16 protein-coding genes and 2 tRNA genes are annotated in these 20,615 nt (G+C 67.5%); 6 read left to right on the plus strand and 12 right to left on the minus strand.

Translation table 11 applies throughout. The annotated features are described in order from the left end of the window. Positions 1-13 precede the first annotated feature (13 nt). The 4 genes from METY_RS16450 to lon all read right to left on the minus strand — a co-directional run bounded on the left by METY_RS16450 (position 14) and on the right by lon (position 4,588). The gene (locus METY_RS16450; RefSeq protein WP_160147374.1) at positions 14-1,378 is read right to left on the minus strand and encodes a glutamate--tRNA ligase; all 1,365 of its coding nucleotides are present in this window, start codon (positions 1,376-1,378) and stop codon (positions 14-16) included. A gap of 76 nt (positions 1,379-1,454) precedes the next feature. Further along, positions 1,455-1,530: transfer RNA gene (locus tag METY_RS16455), tRNA-Val, on the minus strand. A 128-nt stretch (positions 1,531-1,658) separates the two neighbouring features. Further along, positions 1,659-2,051 carry an HU family DNA-binding protein gene (locus METY_RS16460; protein WP_255400979.1) on the minus strand — a complete coding sequence of 131 codons (393 nt, stop codon included), beginning with the start codon at positions 2,049-2,051 and terminating at the stop codon, positions 1,659-1,661. 110 nt (positions 2,052-2,161) lie between these two features. Next, positions 2,162-4,588 (minus strand): endopeptidase La, encoded by a 2,427-nt coding sequence (gene lon, locus METY_RS16465; RefSeq protein ID WP_103122467.1) that lies wholly within the window; start codon positions 4,586-4,588, stop codon positions 2,162-2,164. A 394-nt stretch (positions 4,589-4,982) separates the two neighbouring features. On the opposite strand from lon, the gene METY_RS21475 reads away from it, so the two are divergent. Together METY_RS21475 and METY_RS21480 are read left to right on the plus strand one after the other, a co-directional pair. Beyond that, on the plus strand, positions 4,983-5,783 hold the full coding sequence (locus METY_RS21475) for an FAD-dependent oxidoreductase (protein WP_244593701.1): 801 nt from the start codon (positions 4,983-4,985) through the stop codon (positions 5,781-5,783). Continuing rightward, entirely contained in the window at positions 5,747-6,106 is a 360-nt protein-coding gene (locus METY_RS21480) for an FAD-dependent oxidoreductase (RefSeq protein ID WP_244593702.1), read from the plus strand. Before METY_RS21475 ends, METY_RS21480 begins: the two co-directional genes overlap by 37 nt. Before the next feature lie 288 nt (positions 6,107-6,394). Here METY_RS21480 and clpX read toward each other — a convergent pair whose 3' ends face one another. The 5 genes from clpX to METY_RS16495 all read right to left on the minus strand — a co-directional run bounded on the left by clpX (position 6,395) and on the right by METY_RS16495 (position 11,709). After that, positions 6,395-7,660 carry an ATP-dependent Clp protease ATP-binding subunit ClpX gene (gene clpX, locus METY_RS16475; protein WP_024816355.1) on the minus strand — a complete coding sequence of 422 codons (1,266 nt, stop codon included), beginning with the start codon at positions 7,658-7,660 and terminating at the stop codon, positions 6,395-6,397. A gap of 210 nt (positions 7,661-7,870) precedes the next feature. After that, a complete protein-coding gene (locus METY_RS16480; protein WP_103122468.1) occupies positions 7,871-8,512 on the minus strand; it encodes an ATP-dependent Clp protease proteolytic subunit in 642 nt (213 codons plus the stop codon). Positions 8,513-8,602: 90 nt separating this feature from the next. Next, a complete protein-coding gene (gene tig, locus METY_RS16485) occupies positions 8,603-9,979 on the minus strand; it encodes a trigger factor (RefSeq protein WP_103122469.1) in 1,377 nt (458 codons plus the stop codon). Positions 9,980-10,081: 102 nt separating this feature from the next. Next, positions 10,082-10,166: transfer RNA gene (locus tag METY_RS16490), tRNA-Leu, on the minus strand. Positions 10,167-10,260: 94 nt separating this feature from the next. Beyond that, positions 10,261-11,709 carry an NAD(P)H-hydrate dehydratase gene (locus METY_RS16495; protein WP_103122506.1) on the minus strand — a complete coding sequence of 483 codons (1,449 nt, stop codon included), beginning with the start codon at positions 11,707-11,709 and terminating at the stop codon, positions 10,261-10,263. Positions 11,710-12,024: 315 nt separating this feature from the next. Between METY_RS16495 and METY_RS16500 the strand changes: the two genes are divergently transcribed. The 3 genes from METY_RS16500 to moxG all read left to right on the plus strand — a co-directional run bounded on the left by METY_RS16500 (position 12,025) and on the right by moxG (position 14,750). Beyond that, entirely contained in the window at positions 12,025-12,363 is a 339-nt protein-coding gene (locus METY_RS16500) for a P-II family nitrogen regulator (RefSeq protein WP_020185465.1), read from the plus strand. A gap of 72 nt (positions 12,364-12,435) precedes the next feature. Beyond that, on the plus strand, positions 12,436-13,845 hold the full coding sequence (gene glnA, locus METY_RS16505) for a type I glutamate--ammonia ligase (protein WP_103122470.1): 1,410 nt from the start codon (positions 12,436-12,438) through the stop codon (positions 13,843-13,845). Between the two features lie 317 nt (positions 13,846-14,162). Beyond that, complete coding sequence (gene moxG, locus METY_RS16510) at positions 14,163-14,750, plus strand: cytochrome c(L), periplasmic (protein ID WP_103122471.1); 588 nt, start codon at positions 14,163-14,165, stop codon at positions 14,748-14,750. A 43-nt stretch (positions 14,751-14,793) separates the two neighbouring features. On the opposite strand, the gene METY_RS16515 is transcribed toward moxG, so the two are convergent. Genes METY_RS16515 through METY_RS16525 form a run of 3 tightly spaced genes read right to left on the minus strand, consistent with a single transcriptional unit; the run spans position 14,794 to position 17,948 of the window. Then, positions 14,794-15,210, minus strand: a complete 417-nt coding sequence (locus tag METY_RS16515; protein ID WP_103122472.1) for a hypothetical protein — start codon at positions 15,208-15,210, stop codon at positions 14,794-14,796. 10 nt (positions 15,211-15,220) lie between these two features. Beyond that, positions 15,221-16,810, minus strand: coding sequence for an FAD-dependent oxidoreductase (locus METY_RS16520; protein ID WP_103122473.1), 1,590 nt, complete (start codon positions 16,808-16,810; stop codon positions 15,221-15,223). Positions 16,811-16,814: 4 nt separating this feature from the next. Further along, the gene (locus tag METY_RS16525) at positions 16,815-17,948 is read right to left on the minus strand and encodes an acyltransferase family protein (RefSeq protein ID WP_103122474.1); all 1,134 of its coding nucleotides are present in this window, start codon (positions 17,946-17,948) and stop codon (positions 16,815-16,817) included. Positions 17,949-18,124: 176 nt separating this feature from the next. On the opposite strand from METY_RS16525, the gene METY_RS16530 reads away from it, so the two are divergent. Next, the gene (locus METY_RS16530; RefSeq protein WP_200819715.1) at positions 18,125-20,098 is read left to right on the plus strand and encodes a PhoX family protein; all 1,974 of its coding nucleotides are present in this window, start codon (positions 18,125-18,127) and stop codon (positions 20,096-20,098) included. Positions 20,099-20,615: the final 517 nt, after the last annotated feature.

A 20,615-nucleotide genomic window follows, 5' to 3' on the forward strand; every position in this document is an offset into this window, starting at 1 on the left:
AAACGCAGGCGCTTCAGCCGCGCGGCGCCAGCCGCTGAGCGGCGCGCGCCCCTCCGATGAAGGGCAGCAGCTTCGCGAGTTCGGGCCCATGGGGCCAGCCCGTCAACGCCAGGCGAAGCGGCGCGAACAGCGCCCGCCCCTTCCGGCCGGTCGCGGCGCCGAGCGCCGCGGTCCAACTCTTCCAGGTCGTCTCGTCCCACGGCTCCGGCGGAAGCCGTTCAAGCGCCTCCGCCAGGAAATCGGCGTCCTCGTCGGAGGGACGCTCCGCGGTCTCGGGCAGCGGCTCGGTCGCGATCCGCCACCAGTCCAGCGCCTCGTCGAGTCGGGCGAGATTGCCGCGAACCGCCTCCCAGAACGCCGCGCCGCCGCCCACGCCAAGGGCCAGAAGGCGGGAGGCGACCGCGGCGTGGTCGAGGCCATGCAGGGTTTTAGCCGAGAGCGCCTGCAGGTCGTCCTCGTCGATCCGCGCCGGCGCCCGCGAGAGCCGTTTCAGATCAACCAGCGTCGCCAGTTCGTCGAGATCGGCGACCGGCCGCACCGCTTCGGCGGAGCCGATGAGCGCGACATAGGCCGCGACCGCCAGGGCCTCGACGTCGCGCTCGCGTAGCGCGCCGAGCGACAGGCTGCCCTCGCGCTTCGACAGGCCGGCGCCGTCGGCGGTCGTCAGCAGATTGTGGTGCGCGAAGGCGGGAGGCGCGGCGCCGAGCGCGGCGAACATGTCGATCTGCACCGCGGTGTTCGCGACATGGTCCTCGCCGCGCACCACCTCCGTCACAGCGAGATCGACGTCGTCGACCACGCTGGTGAAGACATAGAGGAAGGAGCCGTCGTCGCGCCTGACGACGGGGTCGGACAAACTGCCGAGATCGATCTCCTGACGGCCACGAACGCCGTCATCCCAGCCGATGCGGCCGTCGGACAGCCGGAACCGCCAATGCGGCGTCCGACCCTCGGCGAGGTAAGCCTCGCGCCGCGCATCCGTCATCCGGAGGGCGCCGCGATCGTAGACCGGCGGCCTTCCCGAGGCGCGGGCGAGCCGACGCGCGCGGTCGAGCTCCTCCTCGGTCTCGTAGGCGGGATAAACGCGCCCCGCGGCCAGCAGGCGCGCGAAGGCGTCCCGGTAGAGCGCCTCCCGGTCGGACTGGCGCACCTCCACGTCCGGGACGAGGCCGAGCCAGGCGAGATCCTCGCGGATCGCCTCGGCGTATTCCTCGCGCACCCTGGCGCGGTCGGTGTCGTCGAGGCGGAGGACGAAGCGTCCGCCCCGCTTGCGCGCGGTCAGGGCGTTGAGCAGCAGCGTGCGGGCGTTGCCGAGATGAAGGCGGCCCGTCGGCGAAGGCGCGAAGCGGAGCACGTCCGGAGCGCGGGTTACGGTCACGGGAAGGGATCTCCGGGCTTCAACGGTCTGTCGGCGCCGCGCCAAGTCGAGCGGGGATCGCCTGAAAGCCGGAAACTGGTGGGCGGTGACGGGCTCGAACCGCCGACCCTCTCGGTGTAAACGAGATGCTCTACCAACTGAGCTAACCGCCCTCCGGCCGGATATAGAAACGCCGCTCCCTTATGGGAAGCGGCTGGTTCGGCCGGGCAGTGCGACGGGCGCCGGCGGGACGTCTCTTTCCGGACGGAGCCGGAAAGATCGTCCGCGCCGGCGGTCCGCGTCAGGCGTTGACGGCGTCCTTCAGGGCCTGGCCGGCCTTGAACTTCGGCGTCTTGGACTCCGGAATCTTGATGGTTTCGCCGGTGCGGAGATTGCGGCCGACGCCGGCGGCGCGCTTCACCACCGCGAAGGTGCCGAAGCCCACGAGACGGACCTCTTCGCCCTTCTTGAGAGCAGCGATCACCGCGTCAAACGTCGCGTCGACAGCCTTCGCGGCGTCGAGCTTGGTCAGGCCGGACGTCTCCGCAACTTCGGCGATCAGATCGGATTTGTTCATCGTTCCCTCCATGAACACGTCGGGAATCGCGCCAAGGGCGCGTTCCGTTGAACGAGCCCGCGCACACTTTCCGAAAACGGGAGTGGCCGCAAGGACGGACGCGGCGTTTTCCGTCATTTTCTACGCGTTTTGACCGATACCACCCCCTTGAAGAGGTAGCTCAATCCGGAGGCGCTGGAAAAATCTGCGCCGGCCGTCCCGGGTCGGGACGGCCGGCGCAGATGGCGTCAATGGGCCCGCATGCCCGCCGAATCGTCCTCGACGGCGTGCGCCGGCAGGGGGGTCACCGGCTCGTCCCACTCGATCGGCTCCGGCTTGCGCACCAGAGCGCGACTGAGCGCCTCATCGACGAACCGGACCGGGACGATCTCCAGCCGGCTCTTCACGCTGTCGGGGATGTCCGCCAGATCCTTGGCGTTCTCCTCGGGGATCAGCACCGTCTTGATGCCGCCGCGCAGCGCCGCGAGCAGCTTCTCCTTGAGGCCGCCGATCGGCAGCACGCGACCGCGCAGCGTGATCTCGCCGGTCATCGCGATGTCCTTGCGGACCGGGATGCCCGTCATGATCGACACGATGGCGGTCGCCATCGCGACGCCGGCCGAAGGACCGTCCTTCGGGGTCGCGCCCTCGGGGACGTGCACGTGGATGTCCCGCTTGTCGAACGTCGGGGGCTCCACGCCGAAGTCGACGGCGCGGCTGCGGACGTAGGACGCCGCGGCCGAGATCGACTCCTTCATCACGTCCTTCAGATTGCCCGTCACCGTCATGCGGCCCTTGCCGGGCATCATGACGCCTTCGATCGTCAGCAGCTCGCCGCCGACCTCCGTCCAGGCAAGGCCGGTGACCACGCCGACCTGATCCTCGGTCTCCGCCTCGCCGTAGCGATAGCGTTGCACGCCGAGGTAGTCCGCGAGGTTCGCATCCGTCACCTTGACCGACGTCTTCTTCTTGGAGAGCACCAGTTCCTTCACCGCCTTGCGGGCGAGGTTGGACAGTTCACGCTCCAGATTGCGGACGCCAGCTTCCCGCGTGTAGTGGCGGATGACCGCGAGCAACGCCGCCTCGTCGACGGAGAACTCCTTCTCGCCGAGGCCGTGCTTGGCGAAGATCTCAGGCAGCAGATGCCGCCGGGCGATCTCGACCTTCTCCTCCTCGGTGTAGCCGGCGATGCGGATCACCTCCATCCGGTCCATCAGGGCCGGCGGGATGTTCAGCGTGTTCGCCGTCGTCACGAACATCACGCTCGACAGATCATAGTCGACCTCGAGGTAATGGTCGTTGAAGGAGCTGTTCTGCTCGGGGTCCAGAACCTCGAGCAGGGCCGAGGCGGGGTCGCCGCGGAAGTCCATGCCCATCTTGTCGATCTCGTCGAGCAGGAAGAGCGGGTTCGCCTTCTTCGCCTTCTTCATCGACTGGATGACCTTGCCGGGCATCGAGCCGATGTAGGTGCGGCGATGACCGCGGATCTCCGCCTCGTCCCGCACGCCGCCGAGCGACATCCGCACGTATTCGCGTCCTGTCGCCTTGGCGATCGACTTGGCAAGCGAGGTCTTGCCGACGCCGGGAGGCCCGACGAGGCACAGGATCGGGCCGGTGAGCTTGTTGGCGCGGCTCTGCACCGCGAGGTACTCGACGATACGCTCCTTGACCTTCTCGAGTCCGAAGTGCTCCGACTCCAGCAGCTTCTCGGCCGCGGGCAGATCTTTCTTGACGCGGCTCTTGACCCCCCACGGGATCGACAGCAGCCAGTCGAGGTAGTTGCGCACGACGGTGGCTTCCGCCGACATCGGGCTCATCTGCCGCAGCTTCTTGAACTCGGCGTCGGCCTTCTCGCGCGCCTCCTTGGAGAGCTTCGTCTTGGCGATGCGCTCTTCGAGCTCGCCCAGATCGTCCCGGCCGTCGTCGTCGCCGAGCTCCTTCTGGATCGCCTTCATCTGCTCGTTCAGGTAGTACTCGCGCTGAGTCTTCTCCATCTGGCGCTTGACGCGCGTGCGGATGCGCTTCTCGACCTGCAGCACCGAGACTTCGCTCTCCATGAGCGACAGCACCTTCTCAAGCCGCTGGAAGACGTCGACCAGCTCCAGCACCGCCTGCTTCTCGGGGATCTTGACCGCGAGGTGCGAGGCGACGGTGTCGGCGAGCTTCGACGCGTCCTCGATCTGCGTGACGGCCCCGACGACCTCCGGAGAGACCTTCTTGTTGAGCTTCACGTAGTTGTCGAAGTCCGCCGTGACGGAGCGCGCCAGCGCTTCGACCTCGACCGGATCCCCGATTTCGTCTTCGACCGGCTGAACGCGCGCCTCGAAGTAGTCCGTGCGGTCGGTGTAGCCGACCACGCGGGCGCGCGACTGGCCCTCGACCAGCACCTTGACGGTGCCGTCCGGAAGCTTGAGCAGCTGCAGCACGGAGGCGAGCGTGCCGACCTCGTAGATGCCGTCCGAGGCCGGATCGTCGTCCGTCGCGTTCTTCTGGGTCGCGAGCAGGATGGGGCGATCCGCCTTCATGACCTCTTCGAGGGCGCGGATCGATTTCTCGCGGCCCACGAACAGGGGCACGATCATGTGGGGGAAGACCACGATGTCGCGAAGCGGCAGCACCGGATGGACGTCGGCGCCGCCGGCTTCGGCAGGCGCGCGCGATTTGGCAGTGGTCATCGTATGGTCCTTGTCACCGGCCCGCGCCCGACGCCTTGGGAGAGCGTTACGGCGGAGCCACGATTCGGCGCGGTCGTCGGTGCGAGCCTAAGGCCTCGCGGGGCGACCGCCCAAGGGGAAGCGCGCAGCGGAGAAGGGTCTGTGCACGCCTAGTTGAAGGATTAGGTGGCCCTCGCCCCGGGGGGTGTCAAGAACGCGACATGTGACGGACGAGGCAACGCTGCGCCGCACCAACATCTGGTGAGGGCGCTCCCGCGACGGCGCGCCCCGTTCGTCGATCAACCGCGGCGGCAAGAAGGCGGCGTACATATTTGCCCTAATGTTGACACGATCCCGCCACTCGCGAAACTACCCGCGCGGGAACTGAACCACTCACTCACCAAAGGTGCCATCGATGCCCCACATCGCGTCTGCGTTGACGCGCCGCCGTGCGCTGATGGCCCTCGGGGGCGGACTCCTGTCCCCGCTGATCCCGCGCCCGCTTGCGGCGGCCCAGCCGCATTACGACGTGCTCGTCTACGGTGGGACGCCATCGGGCGTCATGGCGGCCTACGCGGCGGCGCGGGAAAACCTGCGGGTGGCTCTCGTGCTCGGCCCAAACCCGCTCGGGGGAATGTGCACGAACGGACTGGGTTGGTCGGACGGGAAGAACCCGCAATGGATCGGCGGTCTCGCGAGAGAATTCTTCCAGCGGGTCGGCAAGCTGTATGGAATGAAGGTCGCGGAATCGCAGTTCGAACCAAGCGTGGCGTTCAGGGCGTTCCGCAGCTTTCTGACGGAAGCCGGTTTCGACGCCTACGCGAACGCGCTTGCCCTCGGCGTCCGGAAGGAGGGCGCCGAGCTTAAATCCGTGACGCTCACCACTGGCGCCACGCTCACCGCGAGCACCTTCATCGACGCCACGTACGAAGGGGACCTGATGGCCCTCGCGGGCGTGACCTATAGCTTCGGGCGCGAGCCGGAGACGACGTTCGCGGAGCCGGCGGCGGGCTACAATCAGTATCCGAGCGTTCGGAGCTACAAGACCCGTGACAGCGCCGGCCGGCTGCTTCCCGGGATCAATCCTTACCGATATCAAGCGGTAGGAACCGCCGACAGGGGCGTGCAGGCGTACACCTTCCGCCTTTGCCTCACCGACGACCCGAAGAATAAGGCTCCGTGGAGGGAAGCATTCCCCGCCCCTACAGCGAGGTAACCTCCTATCAGATCCCTTATCGGTGTCTTTGTCCGCATGGCTGGCAGGCGACCAATTTGCTCGTTTCAGTGTGCGTCGCTTCGACACATGTCGCCATATCCAGTCTCCGCATGGAGCCGCAGTACATGATTATGGGGGAAGCCGCTGGAGTCGCCGCCGCCCTCGCCGTGAAGTCCAAAGCGGCCGTTTATCAGGTCAGCGTATCGGAACTGCAGAAGACGCTGCGGAAATATGGCGCCATTCTCTCGACGGAAGAGGTCGCAAGCAATCGGGGCGCTTCGCTGAGCTTCACGCCGCGTCCGGAGAGCGAAGACGCTCTCTAGGAGGAAATGATTTTCGGCTGCGACTGGAGGCGTCAGCCCACCACTGCTCCGCGTCTCCCGAGACATGACGTCCCGAAGAACGACGCTATCGGTCGAGCGCTAGCGCTCGGCCCCTCCGCCCAAGAATCAATTTCGGCCAAGCGGATCGCCAAAGGACGTCGCCGCTCGCCAGCAGCTGACGTCAGTCTGCGTGGCCGGCCTCTGCCCCGAGAGACGACGCAAACAAAGACGCCCGCGGCGCAGGCCGCGGGCGTCTTTTCGTTCGAAGCGGCTTTGCGCCGACAGGCGTCAGGCGCTGACGCCGGCCTCGCTGGCGCGGTCGGCGTAGATGTAGAGCGGGCGGCCCTTGCCGTCGGCGACGTCGCCCGAGATCACCACCTGCTCGACGCCCTCGAGGCCGGGCAGGTCGAACATCGTGTCGAGCAGGATCTGCTCCATGATCGAACGGAGGCCGCGGGCGCCGGTCTTGCGCTCGATGGCTTTCTTGGCGATCGCGGTCAGGGCTTCCTCGTTAAAGGCGAGCTCGACGTTCTCCATCTCGAACAGCCGCTGGTACTGCTTCACCAGCGCGTTCTTGGGCTCGGTCAAGATCGTCTTCAGCGCGGCCTCGTCGAGGTCCTCGAGCGTCGCCAGCACCGGAAGGCGGCCGACGAACTCGGGGATGAGCCCGAACTTCAGCAGGTCCTCAGGCTCCACGTGGCGGAAGATCTCGCCGGTCTTGCGGTCGTCGACCGACTTCACCTTGGCGCCGAAACCGATCGAGGTGCCCTGCCCCTTGGCCGAGATGATCTTGTCGAGGCCCGCGAAGGCGCCGCCGCAGATGAACAGGATGTTCGTCGTGTCGACCTGCAGGAACTCCTGCTGCGGGTGCTTGCGGCCGCCCTGGGGCGGAACGCTCGCCACGGTGCCTTCCATGATCTTCAGCAGCGCCTGCTGGACGCCCTCGCCCGACACGTCGCGGGTGATCGAGGGGTTGTCCGACTTGCGGCTGATCTTGTCGATCTCGTCGATGTAGACGATGCCGCGCTGGGCGCGCTCGACGTTGTAGTCGGCGGACTGCAGCAGCTTCAGGATGATGTTCTCGACGTCCTCGCCGACGTAGCCGGCTTCGGTGAGGGTCGTCGCGTCCGCCATCGTGAACGGCACGTCGAGGATGCGCGCGAGCGTCTGGGCGAGCAGCGTCTTGCCGCAGCCCGTCGGGCCGATCAGCAGGATGTTGGACTTCGCCAGCTCGACGTCGTTGTGCTTCGTCGCGTGGTTCAGGCGCTTGTAGTGGTTGTGAACCGCGACCGAGAGCACCTTCTTCGCGTGGTCCTGCCCGATGACGTAGTCATCAAGGACCTTGCGAATCTCCTTCGGCGTCGGAATGCCGTCGCGCGACTTCACCAGCGAGGACTTGTTCTCCTCGCGGATGATGTCCATGCACAGCTCGACGCACTCGTCGCAGATGAACACCGTCGGGCCTGCGATGAGCTTGCGCACCTCGTGCTGGCTCTTGCCGCAGAAGGAGCAGTAGAGGGTGTTTTTGGCGTCGCCGCCGCCGACCTTGCTCATCATCTTACCCCTTTCGGGTCCCAAGCAGCGTCCCGTCGCCGCGCTGCTTCATCGGAATGTCATACGCCGATCGAGCTTAATCAATCGGCGCCGTCACGTAGGCACGGTCACGCCGCGACGCAACGCAGATCGTTATGATAGCTTCATGCGGCGGCGCCGCAACCGCGCACGCGCCCGGCGTGTCGGTTGCGGCCCGCTGCGCCTTCAGGGTCACGCCGGCTTCGAATCCGACTCGCCCTCGACCTGGCGCTTCTCGAACACCTGATCGATCAGACCGAAGTCGCGCGCCTGCTCCGCCGACAGCATGGTGTCTCGGTCGAGCGTGCGCTCGATCTCCTCGTAGGAGCGGCCGGTGTGCTTCACGTAGATCTCGTTCAGCCGGCGCTTGATCTTCACGATGTCCTCGGCGTGGCGCTCGATGTCCGAGGCCTGGCCCTGGAAGCCGCCGGACGGCTGATGCACGAGGATGCGGGCGTTCGGCAGCGCCGCGCGCATGCCCTGCTCGCCGGCCATCAGGATGAACGAGCCCATCGAGGCGGCCTGGCCCATGCAGAGCGTCGCGACGGCCGGACGGATGTACTGCATTGTGTCGTAGATCGCGAGGCCGGAGGTGACGACGCCTCCTGGCGAATTGATGTAGAGCGCGATTTCCTTCTTCGGGTTCTCGGCCTCGAGGAACAGCAGCTGGGCGCAGATCACCGCCGCCATGTCGTCGTTGAAGGGGCCGGACAGGAAGATGATGCGCTCTTTGAGCAGGCGGGAGTAGATGTCGAACGACCGCTCGCCACGGTTGGTCTGCTCGATCACCATCGGGATGAGGAAGTTCGTCGTCAGATCCTGAAAATCGCGCATCTCTGAAGTCTCTTCCTCACTGGAGCCGGTCGCCGGCCGCGCAAATCAGCGCGGCCGAGCGCCCTATCGACGCCGCTTGCGGCGCCTGCGTCAAGCCGACCGCGCGTCGGTCTTCGTCTCGTCCGCGTCCGGCTCGGCGAGGAGTTCGTCCTTGCCGACCTTGCGCTCGGAAACCGACGCCTTCTCGAGCACGAGGTCGACGACCTTGTCCTCGAAGATCGGGGCGCGCAGCTCGGCCAGAGCCTCGGGACGCTGACGGTAGAAGTCCCACACCTGCTGCTCCTGGCCCGGGAACTGCCGGGCCCGCTCAACAAGCGCGCGGGTGACCTCGTCGTCGGTGACCTTCACTTCGTGCGTCTCGCCGATTTCCGCAAGGACCAGGCCGAGGCGCACGCGGCGCTCGGCGATCTTGCGGTACTCGGCCTTTGCGTCGTCCTCGGTGGTCTCCTCGTCCGCGAAGGTGCGGCCGGAGCGGGCGAGATCCTGCTCCACCTGACGCCACACGTTCTCGAACTCCTGCTCCACCAGCGTGGGCGGCAGCGCGAAGTCGTACTGGCCGTCGAGCGCGTCGAGCAACTCGCGCTTCACGCGCTGGCGCGACACGCGGGCGTATTCGGTCGAGATCTGGTTGCGGACGGCGTCCTTGAGGCCGGCGACGTCCTCGAAGCCCATGCCCTTGGCGAGCTCGTCGTCGATCGACAGCGCGCCGGGCGCTTCGATTCCCTTAACCGTAACGGCGAATTCCGCCGCCTTGCCGGCGAGGTGGGCCGCGCCGTAGCTCTCGGGGAAAGTCACCTTTACGACCGTCTCGTCGCCGACCTTCACGCCGACGAGCTGCTCTTCGAAGCCCGGGATGAAGGTGTTCGAGCCCAGCGTCAGCGGCTGGTCGGTCGCCGAGCCGCCCTCGAAGGCCTCGCCGTCGATCGTGCCGACGAAGTCGATGGTGACGCGGTCGCCGTCAGCGGCGGCCCCGCCCTCGGCCTTGGGCGTGAAGGACTGATTCTGCTTCGCGATGCGCTCGACCGCCTCGTCGACCTCGGCGTCGTCGACGTCGGCCACCAGCTTCTCGAGCTTGATCTCCGAGACGTCCTTGACCTCAAAGGTCGGCAGAACCTCGAGCTCGACGCCGAGGGAGAGGTCGGACTTGCCCGAGAGCACGCCCTCGACCTCGTCCTTGTCCTCGGGGAAGTTGACCTTCGGCTGCATCGCGAGCTTCAGGCCATTGTCGTCGACAATCTTGCGGTTGGCGTCCGCGACCGCCTGCTCGACGACCTCCGCCATCACCGACTTGCCGTAGAGCTTCTTGAGGTGCGCGAGCGGCACCTTGCCCTTGCGGAAGCCGTTGATGTTGACACGGTCCTTGAGGCTCGTAAGCCGCTCGTTCAGGCGGGCGTCGAGATCCTGGGCCGGCACGACGATCTTGAACTCGCGCTTCAGGCCCTCGTCGAGGGTTTGCGTCACCTGCATGAGAGTGGTCTCTTCGGATCCTCCGCGGGCGGCGCGCTTTTCGAGCTGCGCGCGACCGCGGTCCTTGTGTCTCGGATGGCGGCGGGCTTGAGGTCACGGGCTTGGTGCGGGCGGAGGGGCTCGAACCCCCACGGCTTGCGCCACGGGAACCTAAATCCCGCGTGTCTACCAGTTCCACCACGCCCGCGCCGGGCGCATTGCTCCTCGCGCCGGAACCGGCGCGGAAGCGGACGCTCTATATCATGGCCGAAGCCGCGCGCAGCAAAAAACTGACATGCGCGTCAGTCCAGCGCCGCGAGGACTTCCGGCAGCGCGCCCGGCAGATCATCGGCGATCAGGCCGCGCCCGACGCGCGTCGCGGCCTCGCCGTGAATCCAGACCGCAGCGGCTGCGGCCTCGAAGACGGGCGCGCCTTGCGCCAGCAGGCCGGCGGTAATCCCTGCCAGCACGTCGCCCGCTCCGGCCGTGGCGAGATAGGCCGGCGCGTTGTCGGCGATCGCAGCCCGCCCGTCGGGCGAAGCCACCACCGTGTCCGGCCCCTTCAGCACCACCACGGCGCCCAGCCGGGCCGCAGCCTCGCGCGCCCGCTCGAGCTTCGATCCCGAGGGAGCCGCGTCGCCGAAGAGGCGGCCGAACTCGCCTTCGTGCGGGGTGAGCGCCACAGGGCGGTCGGCCCGCGTCGCGATCGCCTCCGCAAGGTCTCCGGGCCGTCCCGCGAACGCGGTGAATGCGTCGGCGTCCAACACGACGGAGCCTGCAAGGTCGAGCGCCCGGCGGACGATCTGCTCCACGCCCTCGCCCGCCCCGGGGCCGACGACCGCCGCGTCGGTCCGGCGCAGGCCAGCCGCGGCCGCGAATCCCGCGGCGTCGTCCGCCGGTCGCAACATGACGGCGGTGACGTGCGCGGCGTGGATGCGGAGCGCCGCGGGCGGCCCGATCAGCGTCACGGCGCCGGCCCCCGCCCTCAGCGCCGAAACCGCGGACAGACGCGCCGCGCCGGTCGCGAACTCGGGCCCGGTCCACACCACGCAGTGCCCGCGGCCATATTTGTGGCCCTCGGGCTTGGGACGCGGCAAAGCGGCCCGCCATAGCGCCGGGCGGTTGAGGAAAGCGGTCGCGCCGAGACTTTCGACCACGCGTTGCGGCATCCCGATGTCCGCGAGGACGAGGCGGCCGCAGAGCCCACGGCCGGGATAGAGCACATGGCCCGGCTTGAGGCGGACGAAGGTGACGGTGGCGTCCGCCCGGACGATGGGACCCTGCCCGGCGGGCTGGCCGGTGTTCCCGTCGAGGCCGCTCGGGACGTCGACGGCGAGCGTCGGGACCGCGATCGCGCGGAGCCGTTCGGCCGCCTCCGCGGCGGCGCCTTCAAGCGCGCGGGATAGGCCGGCGCCGAACAGCGCGTCGACCACGATGTCGGCGTCCGAAAACTCCGCCTCGTCGAGTGGGACCACGGGTCCCTGCCAGCGGGCGGCGGCGGCCGCCGCATCGCCCGTCAGCCGCCCGCGCGGGACGAACGCGGCGATCGCGACCTCGAGGCCTCGCGCCGCGAGCAGACGGGCCGCAACGTAGCCGTCGCCGCCGTTGTTCCCCGGCCCGGCCATAACGATGACGCGGCGGGCGAGCGGCCAAAGGTCGAGCGCGGCGTCGGCGACGGCGCGTCCGGCGGCCTCCATCAGCTCCGCGCCGCTTGCGCCTGCGGCCGGCGCGCGGCGGTCCGCTTCGGCCATCTCGAACGTCGACAGAAGCTCCAGGGTCAACGGCTCCGCTCCACCCAAAAGCGCTTTCTGCCCAATTCTCGCGCTGACACCGGACCCCGCCTCCGATTTAACCGCTTCTTTATTGTGCATATCGCCATCTAATTCATCAGGAAGGCGGCGGCTGCCCTTTCCCTCGGATGACCTATCTTTCAAACGAGCCGAAGACGCAGCGGTTTCGCAGAGCGTGGAAGATTGGCACGCTAGCTGCTTAAGTGCGCGAGGTCCCGCCACGCGGTTTCACGACCCATCGGCGCGCGGCGACCGACGCCAAGGAGGCCTGGAAACGTGAAGAAAATCGAAGCGATCATTAAGCCGTTCAAGCTTGACGAGGTGAAGGAAGCGCTTCAAGAGGTCGGCGTCCAGGGCATCACGGTCACGGAAGCCAAGGGCTTCGGCCGGCAGAAGGGCCACACCGAGCTGTACCGTGGCGCGGAGTACGTGGTGGATTTTCTCCCGAAGGTGAAGATCGAGGTCGTCATCGGCGACGACCTGCTCGACCGCGCCGTGGAAGCCATCCGAAAGGCTGCCGCGACAGGCCGCATCGGCGACGGCAAGATCTTCGTGTCGGCCGTCGAAGAAGCCATCCGCATCCGTACGGGGGAAGTCGGCGTCGACGCGATCTGAGCCTTGGATACGGCCGCCGATGAGCGGCCGAAGCCCCACTCCTGAACAAGGATAAGGATAATCAAAATGGCAATGACCACGGCCAAGGACGTTCTCGCCTTCATCCAAGAGAACGACGTCAAGTACGTCGATCTCCGCTTCACCGACCCCCAGGGCAAGTGGCAGCACGTCACCTTCGACATCACGATGGTGGACGACGAGTTTTTCGCGGAAGGCCAGATGTTCGACGGCTCGTCGATCGCCGGCTGGAAGGCGATCAACGAGTCCGACATGCTGCTGATGCCGGACGTCGCCACCGCCTGTCTGGACCCGTTCTTCGCCGCCACCACCCTGTCGGTGGTCTGCGACGTGCTCGAGCCCACGACCGGCGAGCCCTACGAGCGCGACCCGCGGGGCACGGTGAAGAAGGCCGAGGTCTACATGCAGTCGCTGGGGATCGGCGACACCGTCTATTTCGGGCCCGAAGCCGAGTTCTTCGTGTTCGACGACGTCAAGTTCGCGGCGACCCCCTACAACACCGGCTTCAAGCTCGACTCGATCGAGCTGCCGACGAACTCCGACACCGACTACGACACCGGCAACATGGGCCACCGTGTCCGCACCAAGGGCGGCTACTTCCCCGTGCCGCCGGTGGACAGCGAGCAGGACATGCGCGGCGAGATGCTGGCCGCGATGGCCGCCATGGGCGCGGTCGTCGAGAAACACCACCACGAGGTGGCCTCCGCCCAGCACGAGCTCGGCCTGAAGTTCGAAAAGATCGTCCGCATCGCCGACCACCTGCAGGTCTACAAGTACTGCATCCACCAGGTCGCGCATTCCTACGGCAAGACGGCGACCTTCATGCCGAAGCCGGTCTACGGCGACAACGGCTCGGGCATGCACGTCCACCAGTCGATCTGGAAGGACGGCAAGCCGCAGTTCGCCGGCGACAAGTACGCCGGCCTCAGCCAGGAGTGCCTCTGGTACATTGGCGGCATCATCAAGCACGCCAAGGCGCTGAACGCCTTCACCAACCCGTCGACGAACAGCTACAAGCGGCTTGTCCCGGGCTTCGAGGCCCCGGTGCTGCTGGCCTACTCCGCGCGCAACCGCTCGGCCTCCTGCCGCATCCCGTGGACGAACTCGCCGAAGGCGAAGCGCGTCGAGGTGCGGTTCCCCGACCCGACCGCGAACCCCTACCTCGCCTTCGCGGCGCTGCTGATGGCCGGCCTCGACGGCATCACCAACAAGATCGATCCGGGCCCGGCGATGGACAAGGATCTCTATGATCTGCCGCCGCGTGAGCTGAAGAAGATCCCGACCGTTTCGGGGTCCCTGCGCGAGGCGCTGCAGAACCTCGATAAGGACCGCGAGTTCCTCAAGAAGGGGGGCGTGTTCACCGACGACCAGATCGACAGCTTCATCGAGCTGAAGATGAAGGAGGTGATCCGGTTCGAGCACACGCCGCACCCGGTCGAGTTCGACATGTACTACTCGGCCTGAGGCCGATCGATCGCGACGGCGGCCTCGCCGCCGAGCTCTCAAGGGCGCCTTCGGGCGCCCTTTTTCGTTGCGCGCAGTCGAACATGGCGATTACGGCCACTTTGACTTTGGTCGCAAGCGCAATCCCGCCCCACCAAGATGATCAGGGCGATCACGAGGCCCTGACGGCAATGTGAGGCCGGCCCTGATCGCAATATCAGCGGTGTCATTTATGTGTCGCGACCACAAGCGGAGAAAATTATACGAACTCATACTTATAATATGAGTTTTATAATTGGCAACTCTTCGATTTTTGAGAAACGAGCGGGAGGAATGACATGGCGAGAGCTTGGATGAAGGGCGCAGCTGCCGCGGCGCTGACGGCGGCGATCGGCGCGGCGGGCGTCATGGGCGCGAAGGCGGCGCTCACCTTCAACAACGCGGTGACGGGCGAGGTGCTGAACCTCGACGACGCTCCGCCTGAGGGCAAGGACACGGAGGCGTTCAAGGCTTTCGTCGAGACGGGCAAGAACGCCTACCTCGGGAACCCGAGCTGCCTCGCCAAAGGAGAGCAGCTGTTCCTCGCCATGTGCTCGGGCTGCCATGGCCAGAAGGGCGAGGGCAAGCTTGGGCCGGGCCTCAACGACAGCTACTGGACCTACCCGCAGGGCGCGACCGACAAGGGCCTGTTCGAGCTCATCTTCGGCGGCGCAAGCGGGCAGATGGGGCCGATGTACGGCTCGATGAACGTCGACGAGATGCTGCTGACGATGGCCTGGGTGCGCCACCTCTACAAGGACAAGCCCGAGGACGCCGGCGAGTGGATGACCGCCGAGCTCAAGGCGTCCTACAAGCCGTTCGACGGCAAAACGCCGCCCCCGAAGCCCGCCGCCGACGCTCCCGAGAGCTGCAAGACCGACGAGTGAGAGACGCAGAGCGTCCGGCCCCGCCCGGGCGCTCCCGCGGCCGTCAGATCAGCGACGGCCGCAGCAGTTTCGCGGCGCAGAGGCTTGCTTCCGTCTCCGACAGCACCCAGCCGTCGATCACGACGCAGCGGCCTTCGGCGAAGTCCGCTGCGCACTGGTCCTGGACCAGCTGCCGACGGGTCGTCGGGCAATCCGTCGCGACCGCCTCGGCGATCAGCGGGCGGAGCTTCATCGCCGCCGCGAGTCCGTCGAAATCCGAAGAGAGGCTCGCCTCGGCCAGCGCGCCCTCCCCGATCCGGCGCGCGACGGCGCCGTCCGGCGGGATGTCCAGCAGCGAGAAGAAGTCCGGGTGGTTGCGCGGCACGAAGCTGCAGGCCACGCGACCGCCGCCATAGGCCGCGAGGCCGAAGGCGCCGACGGCTGCGGTCCCGAGCAGCGCCCGGCGGGTGAGCTTGCCCATGTCGCCCTCCTCAGGCGCTGACCGCGAGGTGCTCGGCGAGGCGGATCGCGAGCGCGGTGATTGTGAGGGTCGGGTTGGCGCAGCCGCCGGTCGTGAACACGGAACTGCCGGCCATGTAGAGGTTCTTCGTCGAATGCACCCGGCAGTCGGCGTCCACGACGCCCTGCCGCGGATCTGCGTGCATGCGGGTGGTGCCCATGTGGTGGTAGCCGGAATAGGCGATGTCGGGGTCCGGCGGGTCGCTCACGCCGAGCTGCAGCCGGCCGAGACCCGCCGCGCCCACCTGCTCGCCGATGAACTGGTGGGTCCGGCGCAGACGCAGCAGGTCCTCGTTCGTCACCCGCCAGTCGAGCGCGATGCGCTGCAGCCCGAACGGGTCGGTGTCCGCGGTCAGCGTCACGCGGCTGTCGGGGTTCGGCGCCTGCTCGGCGTCCTGCCGCAGGCGGAACGCCTGGGCGGGCTTTTCGGGCAGCACGCGCCGCAGGGCGTGGCGGTAGACGCCGGTCGCGACCGAGCCCAGGTCGTCGACCACGTCGCAGGTGCGTTCCGCGAACCGGTCCGGCACATGCCCCCGGCTGAAGGTCTTCAGCATGGTGGAGAACGCCACCCAGCCGTAGTTCCGGAAGTCGTCGCTGTAGACCGCGTCGCCGTAGTCCGCGACGAGGAAGGCCGAGTTGTTGTTGAGGTTTCTGGCCTTCACAACGTCGGGATGGACCTTGAGACCCATCAGGATCTCGGCGCCGTCGTACTTCAGCGAGGTCGGGTAGAGCCGGGTGTCGACGTCGTCCCGGAACAGCAGCATCGAGGTCTCGATCGTCATGTGGTCGGTGTAGAACCGGCCGACGAGATCGTGCTCGTTGCCCAGGCCCGCGGGGCGCTGCTTGCGGGCGTTGAGCAGGATGCGGGCGTTCTCGATGCCGCCGCAGGCGATGACGTAGGTCTTGGCCTTCACGGTCGTCGCCCGGCCGTCGAGCGTGCGAACGGCGACCGATGTGACGACGTCGCCGCCGTCGGCCAGCGTCACGTCGACGAGGTTCGCGTGCGTCCAGCAGGCGATCTTCGGATCGGCCCGCACCGTCTCCATGAACTTCTCGGCGAACCGGGTCGGAGGGCTCTGCTGGTAGACGTCGGTGAGAATTTTCGTCGGGTCGAGCGGCAGCGCGGGAAAGGGCACGATCGAGCGCCAATCCTCCCAATCGTAGCGGTAGGGCCCGAGGTCGAGATAGGGGTGCGCGCGGGCGTAGAAGGGGTCGAGGTCGGCGCGGGTGATCGGCCAGCCGTGGTGGGGAATGTCGGCTCGGGTCTCGAAGTCGAGCGCGTCGAGCGGCGCGCAGAGCCCGGTCCAGTGGCCGGACGTGCCGCCGAACTGCCGGAGGCGCGACGCCGCCACGTCGATGTGGCCGTGCCCGATCACGGCGCCCTCGTAGAGCGCCTGGCTCGACTCCTCGTAAGCCTCGCCGCCCCCTTCGAGCAGGACCACGCTGCGTCCCTTGCGGGCGAGTTCGAGCGCCAGCGTGACGCCCGCGGGGCCCGTGCCGACGACGCAGACGTCGCCCGTGATCTCCTTCGGCGTCTCGCCGCTCTGCAGATCGAAGATCATCAGCTCATTCCGCTCCGGCGGGCCGCAAAGCTTTGCGTTCGCCGCGCTCGGCGATGCGCATGACCAGCTTGCGGCCAGGTTTCTCGACCCATGCGTAGGTGATCTGCGATGCGACCAGGGTCGCGAAGGGTACGCTCAAGCCCAGCGCCGCGCGTTCGGCCAGCCTGTCGCCGAAGCCGAGAATCTCGGCGCTGTTGAACAGCACCGTGAGCACGATCGCATGCGTGAGGTAGATCGAATAGGAGATGTCGCCGAGCCAGTTCAGGACGCGGCCCCGCAGCAGCCCCGGCTCGACCCAGGTGGCGCGCGAGGCGAGCGCAGCGACCAGCACGATCATCGGCGGCCAGAGGGCGTCGTAGGGGGCGTTGAGCGCCACCAGAACCGCGCAGACGCCGAACACCCCGGCCACGGACGCGGCATAGATCCGCGGCGTCATCGCGACCAGCGCCGGCTCGTCGTCGAAGATGCGGCGCAGGAGGATGCCGGCGAAGAACGACGGCGCGATGCGCAGCGCCCCGCCGTCGGCGGTGAGCGAGGTCAGGTCGAGGCCGAAGGCCCAGTGCGAGAACAGCGAGCAGGCAAGGAACAGGACTAGCATCGCGACGACGCGCTGGGGCGTGCCGCGAACGCGATCCGCCGCCGCCAGGAACAGCGGGATCGCGAGATAGGCGCACCATTCCGCGCTTATCGACCATGACGGCCAGTTCCAGGCGAGGTCCGGCGCAAGCCAGGTCGAGTGCAGCATCGCGGCGTTGACGAGGAAGGTGTAGGCCGTGTGCGGGTTGTCCGGCTCGGCGCCCATCAGGCGTCCCGCCGTCACGATCGCTCCCATCACGCACAGCGTGAACATGTGAAGCGGCCAGAGCCGCGCCAGCCGGCGGACCAGAAAGGCGCCGTGCCGGAACCGCCCCTCGCTCCACGGCGGATCGTACATGTGGGCCAGCACGAAGCCGCTCAGCACGAAGAAGAAGTCCACGACGAGCCGCGTGTACTCCACCGGGGCCGGCAGTTCGCCCTGGCCTTTGAGGACAGTCGCGAGCGTGTGCGCGAGCACGACCCAGACGGCCGCGATCCCCCGGGTCGAGACGAGCTCGGGCAACAGCATGCCGGACCTGAAGCTTCGCGGCGGTTCATGCATCGTCACTCGCTGTCCCCCCGGACGTCGACGGGACGAGACTTACTTGAAACTCCTTTACGGACCGCTGCCGCAGTCGTGATGTCACCGCCACGACATGGAAAGTTTTTAGAAACCTTCTTGTCGGCGCCGCCGCAGGGCGTGACGACTCCTTCCAGAACAGCCGGACGGACCCCGCCATGACCGACGACCTTCGCACCACCCGCGCCGTCGCCTGCGAGGACGCCGAGAACGTCGGGCGCAACAGCAGCGCGAATCCGACCCTGGGCGAGATCATCGCCGCGCGCTTCTCGCGACGGGACCTGATGCGCGGCGCGCTTGCGGCGACGGCGATCGCGGCCACGATCTCGCCGCGGGCGCTCGACGCCGCAGGCGCCGCCTCGGCCGCCGAGCCGGCGTCCCGGTTCGACTTCAAGGAGATCGAAGCGGGCATCGACGAGACCCACCACGTCGCGGACGGCTACGACGCCGACGTGCTGCTGCGGTGGGGCGATCCGCTGTTTCCAGACGCGCCCGCTTTCGATCCCCTCGCCCAGACGGCCGAGAAGCAACGCCTGCAGTTCGGCTACAACAACGACTTCGTGGGCTTCGTGCCGCTGGACGGCTCGGCCGACCGCGGCCTCCTGGTCGTGAACCATGAGTACACCAACGAAGAGCTGATGTTTCCGGGGCTCGGGGTGCAGGATTCCAAGTCCGCCGCCCTCGCCGGCATGACGCGCGAGCTGGTGGACATCGAGATGGCCGCCCACGGCGGCTCGGTCGTCGAGATCGCCCGCGCCGGCGGCAAGTGGTCGGTGGTCCCCAACTCCCGCTACACGCGCCGCATCACCGCCGAGACCGAAATCGCGATCCACGGCCCCGCCGCGGGCCACGAGCGGCTCCGGACATCCTACGATCCGGAGGGTCGGCGGGTGCGAGGCATGATCAACAATTGCGCGGGCGGCGTAACCCCGTGGGGCACGTGGCTCACCTGCGAAGAGAACACCAACAACTACTTCTGGGGCAAGGTCGCCGACGACCACCGGGAAGCGACGAACTACAAGCGCATTGGCATCACCGGCAGTCCCTGGCAGGCCTGGGGCCGGTTCCACGACCGCTTCGACGTGGCCAAGGAGCCGAACGAACCGAACCGCTTCGGCTGGGTGGTCGAGATCGACCCGACGGATCCGGCCTCGACCCCGAAGAAGCGGACCGCCATGGGGCGCTTTAAGCACGAGGGCGCCGCGAACGCCCTGTCGGCCGACGGCCGGTTCGTCGTCTACCAGGGCGACGACGAGCGCTTCGACTACGTCTACCGCTTCGTGACGGCCGCGAAGGTCGACATGGCGGACCGCGCGCACAACGCGGACATTCTCGACGACGGCGTTCTGCATGTCGCGCGCTTCGACGCCGACGGCCGCGGTCGCTGGATGCGCCTCGTCCAGGGCGAAGGGCCCCTCACCCCGGTCAACGGCTTCGCGAGCCAGGCCGACGTGGTGATCGAAGCGCGCCGCGCGGCGGACCTGCTGGGCGCCACCAAGATGGACCGCCCGGAAGACGTCGAGGCCAACCCGAAGACGGGCAAGGTCTACGTGATGCTGACCAACAACTCGAAGCGGAAGGCCGACCAGGTCGACGCCGCTAACCCGCGGCCCGAGAACGCCTTCGGCCACATCGTCGAAATCACTCCGGACGGCGGCGATCATGCGGCGGAAGGATTCGCCTGGGAGATCCTGGTGAAGTGCGGCGACCCGTCGATCGCAGCGGTTGGCGCGACCTTTTCCAGCGCGACCAGCGTGAACGGCTGGTTCGGGATGCCCGACAACTGCGCGGTCGACGCGCAGGGGCGGCTCTGGATCGCGACGGACGGCAACGGGGCGAAGAGCACAGGCCGAGCCGACGGACTGTGGGCGCTCGAGACCGAAGGGACCGCCCGGGGCGCTTCAAAACACTTCTTCCGCGTGCCGGCCGGCGCAGAGATGTGCGGCCCCTACTTCACCGCGGACGACACGACGCTGTTCCTCGCCGTCCAGCACCCCGGCGAGAGCGACGACGACAAGGCCCCGGGGACTTTCGAGGTCCCCGCCACCCGCTGGCCGGACTTCGCGACGGGCATGCCGCCGCGGCCGTCCGTGGTGGTGGTGACGAAGCGCGGCGGCGGCGCGATCGCCTGAACCCGCGAGCCGGACGGATCGCCGGGCCGCAGGTCCGCCCTGGGCGGTCCTCGGCCGGCGCCTTTTGCGCGCTTTCGAACATCCCGACGGGGCCGCTTGACGACCGCGAAAACCGGGCGCATGCTTTGATCGTCAACACAGATACGGGAGGTCTAAGACAATGACTCCACCGAAGCGTGTAACGACACCGCGTTGACGCGCACCCTGAGCGCGAAGATTACGCGGCGAAAACATCATTAGGATTTTGAACGGCTGCTGTAGTTTGCGACGTCTTGACATGATCTGTCGGAGATCGGAACGACAGGTACCCTGACGTTTAAGGACTGCGGCCGCCGTAAGAGAGCAGATCGAGAGCTCGCCGGTCCATCAGAAGCCGAGCGCCTCCCAGGAGGCCGGCCCACACCCGAACGGACCCGCGTCATCGACGACACGAAACGCCTCGCCGGCTCAGCCTGCGGGGCGTTTCTGTATGGCATGCCACTCCAATCATTCGCGCGCCCGAGAGCCTGACGCGTCG

The sequence above is a fragment of the Methylopila sp. Yamaguchi genome, assembly GCF_002897035.1.
GTDB lineage: Bacteria > Pseudomonadota > Alphaproteobacteria > Rhizobiales > Methylopilaceae > Methylopila.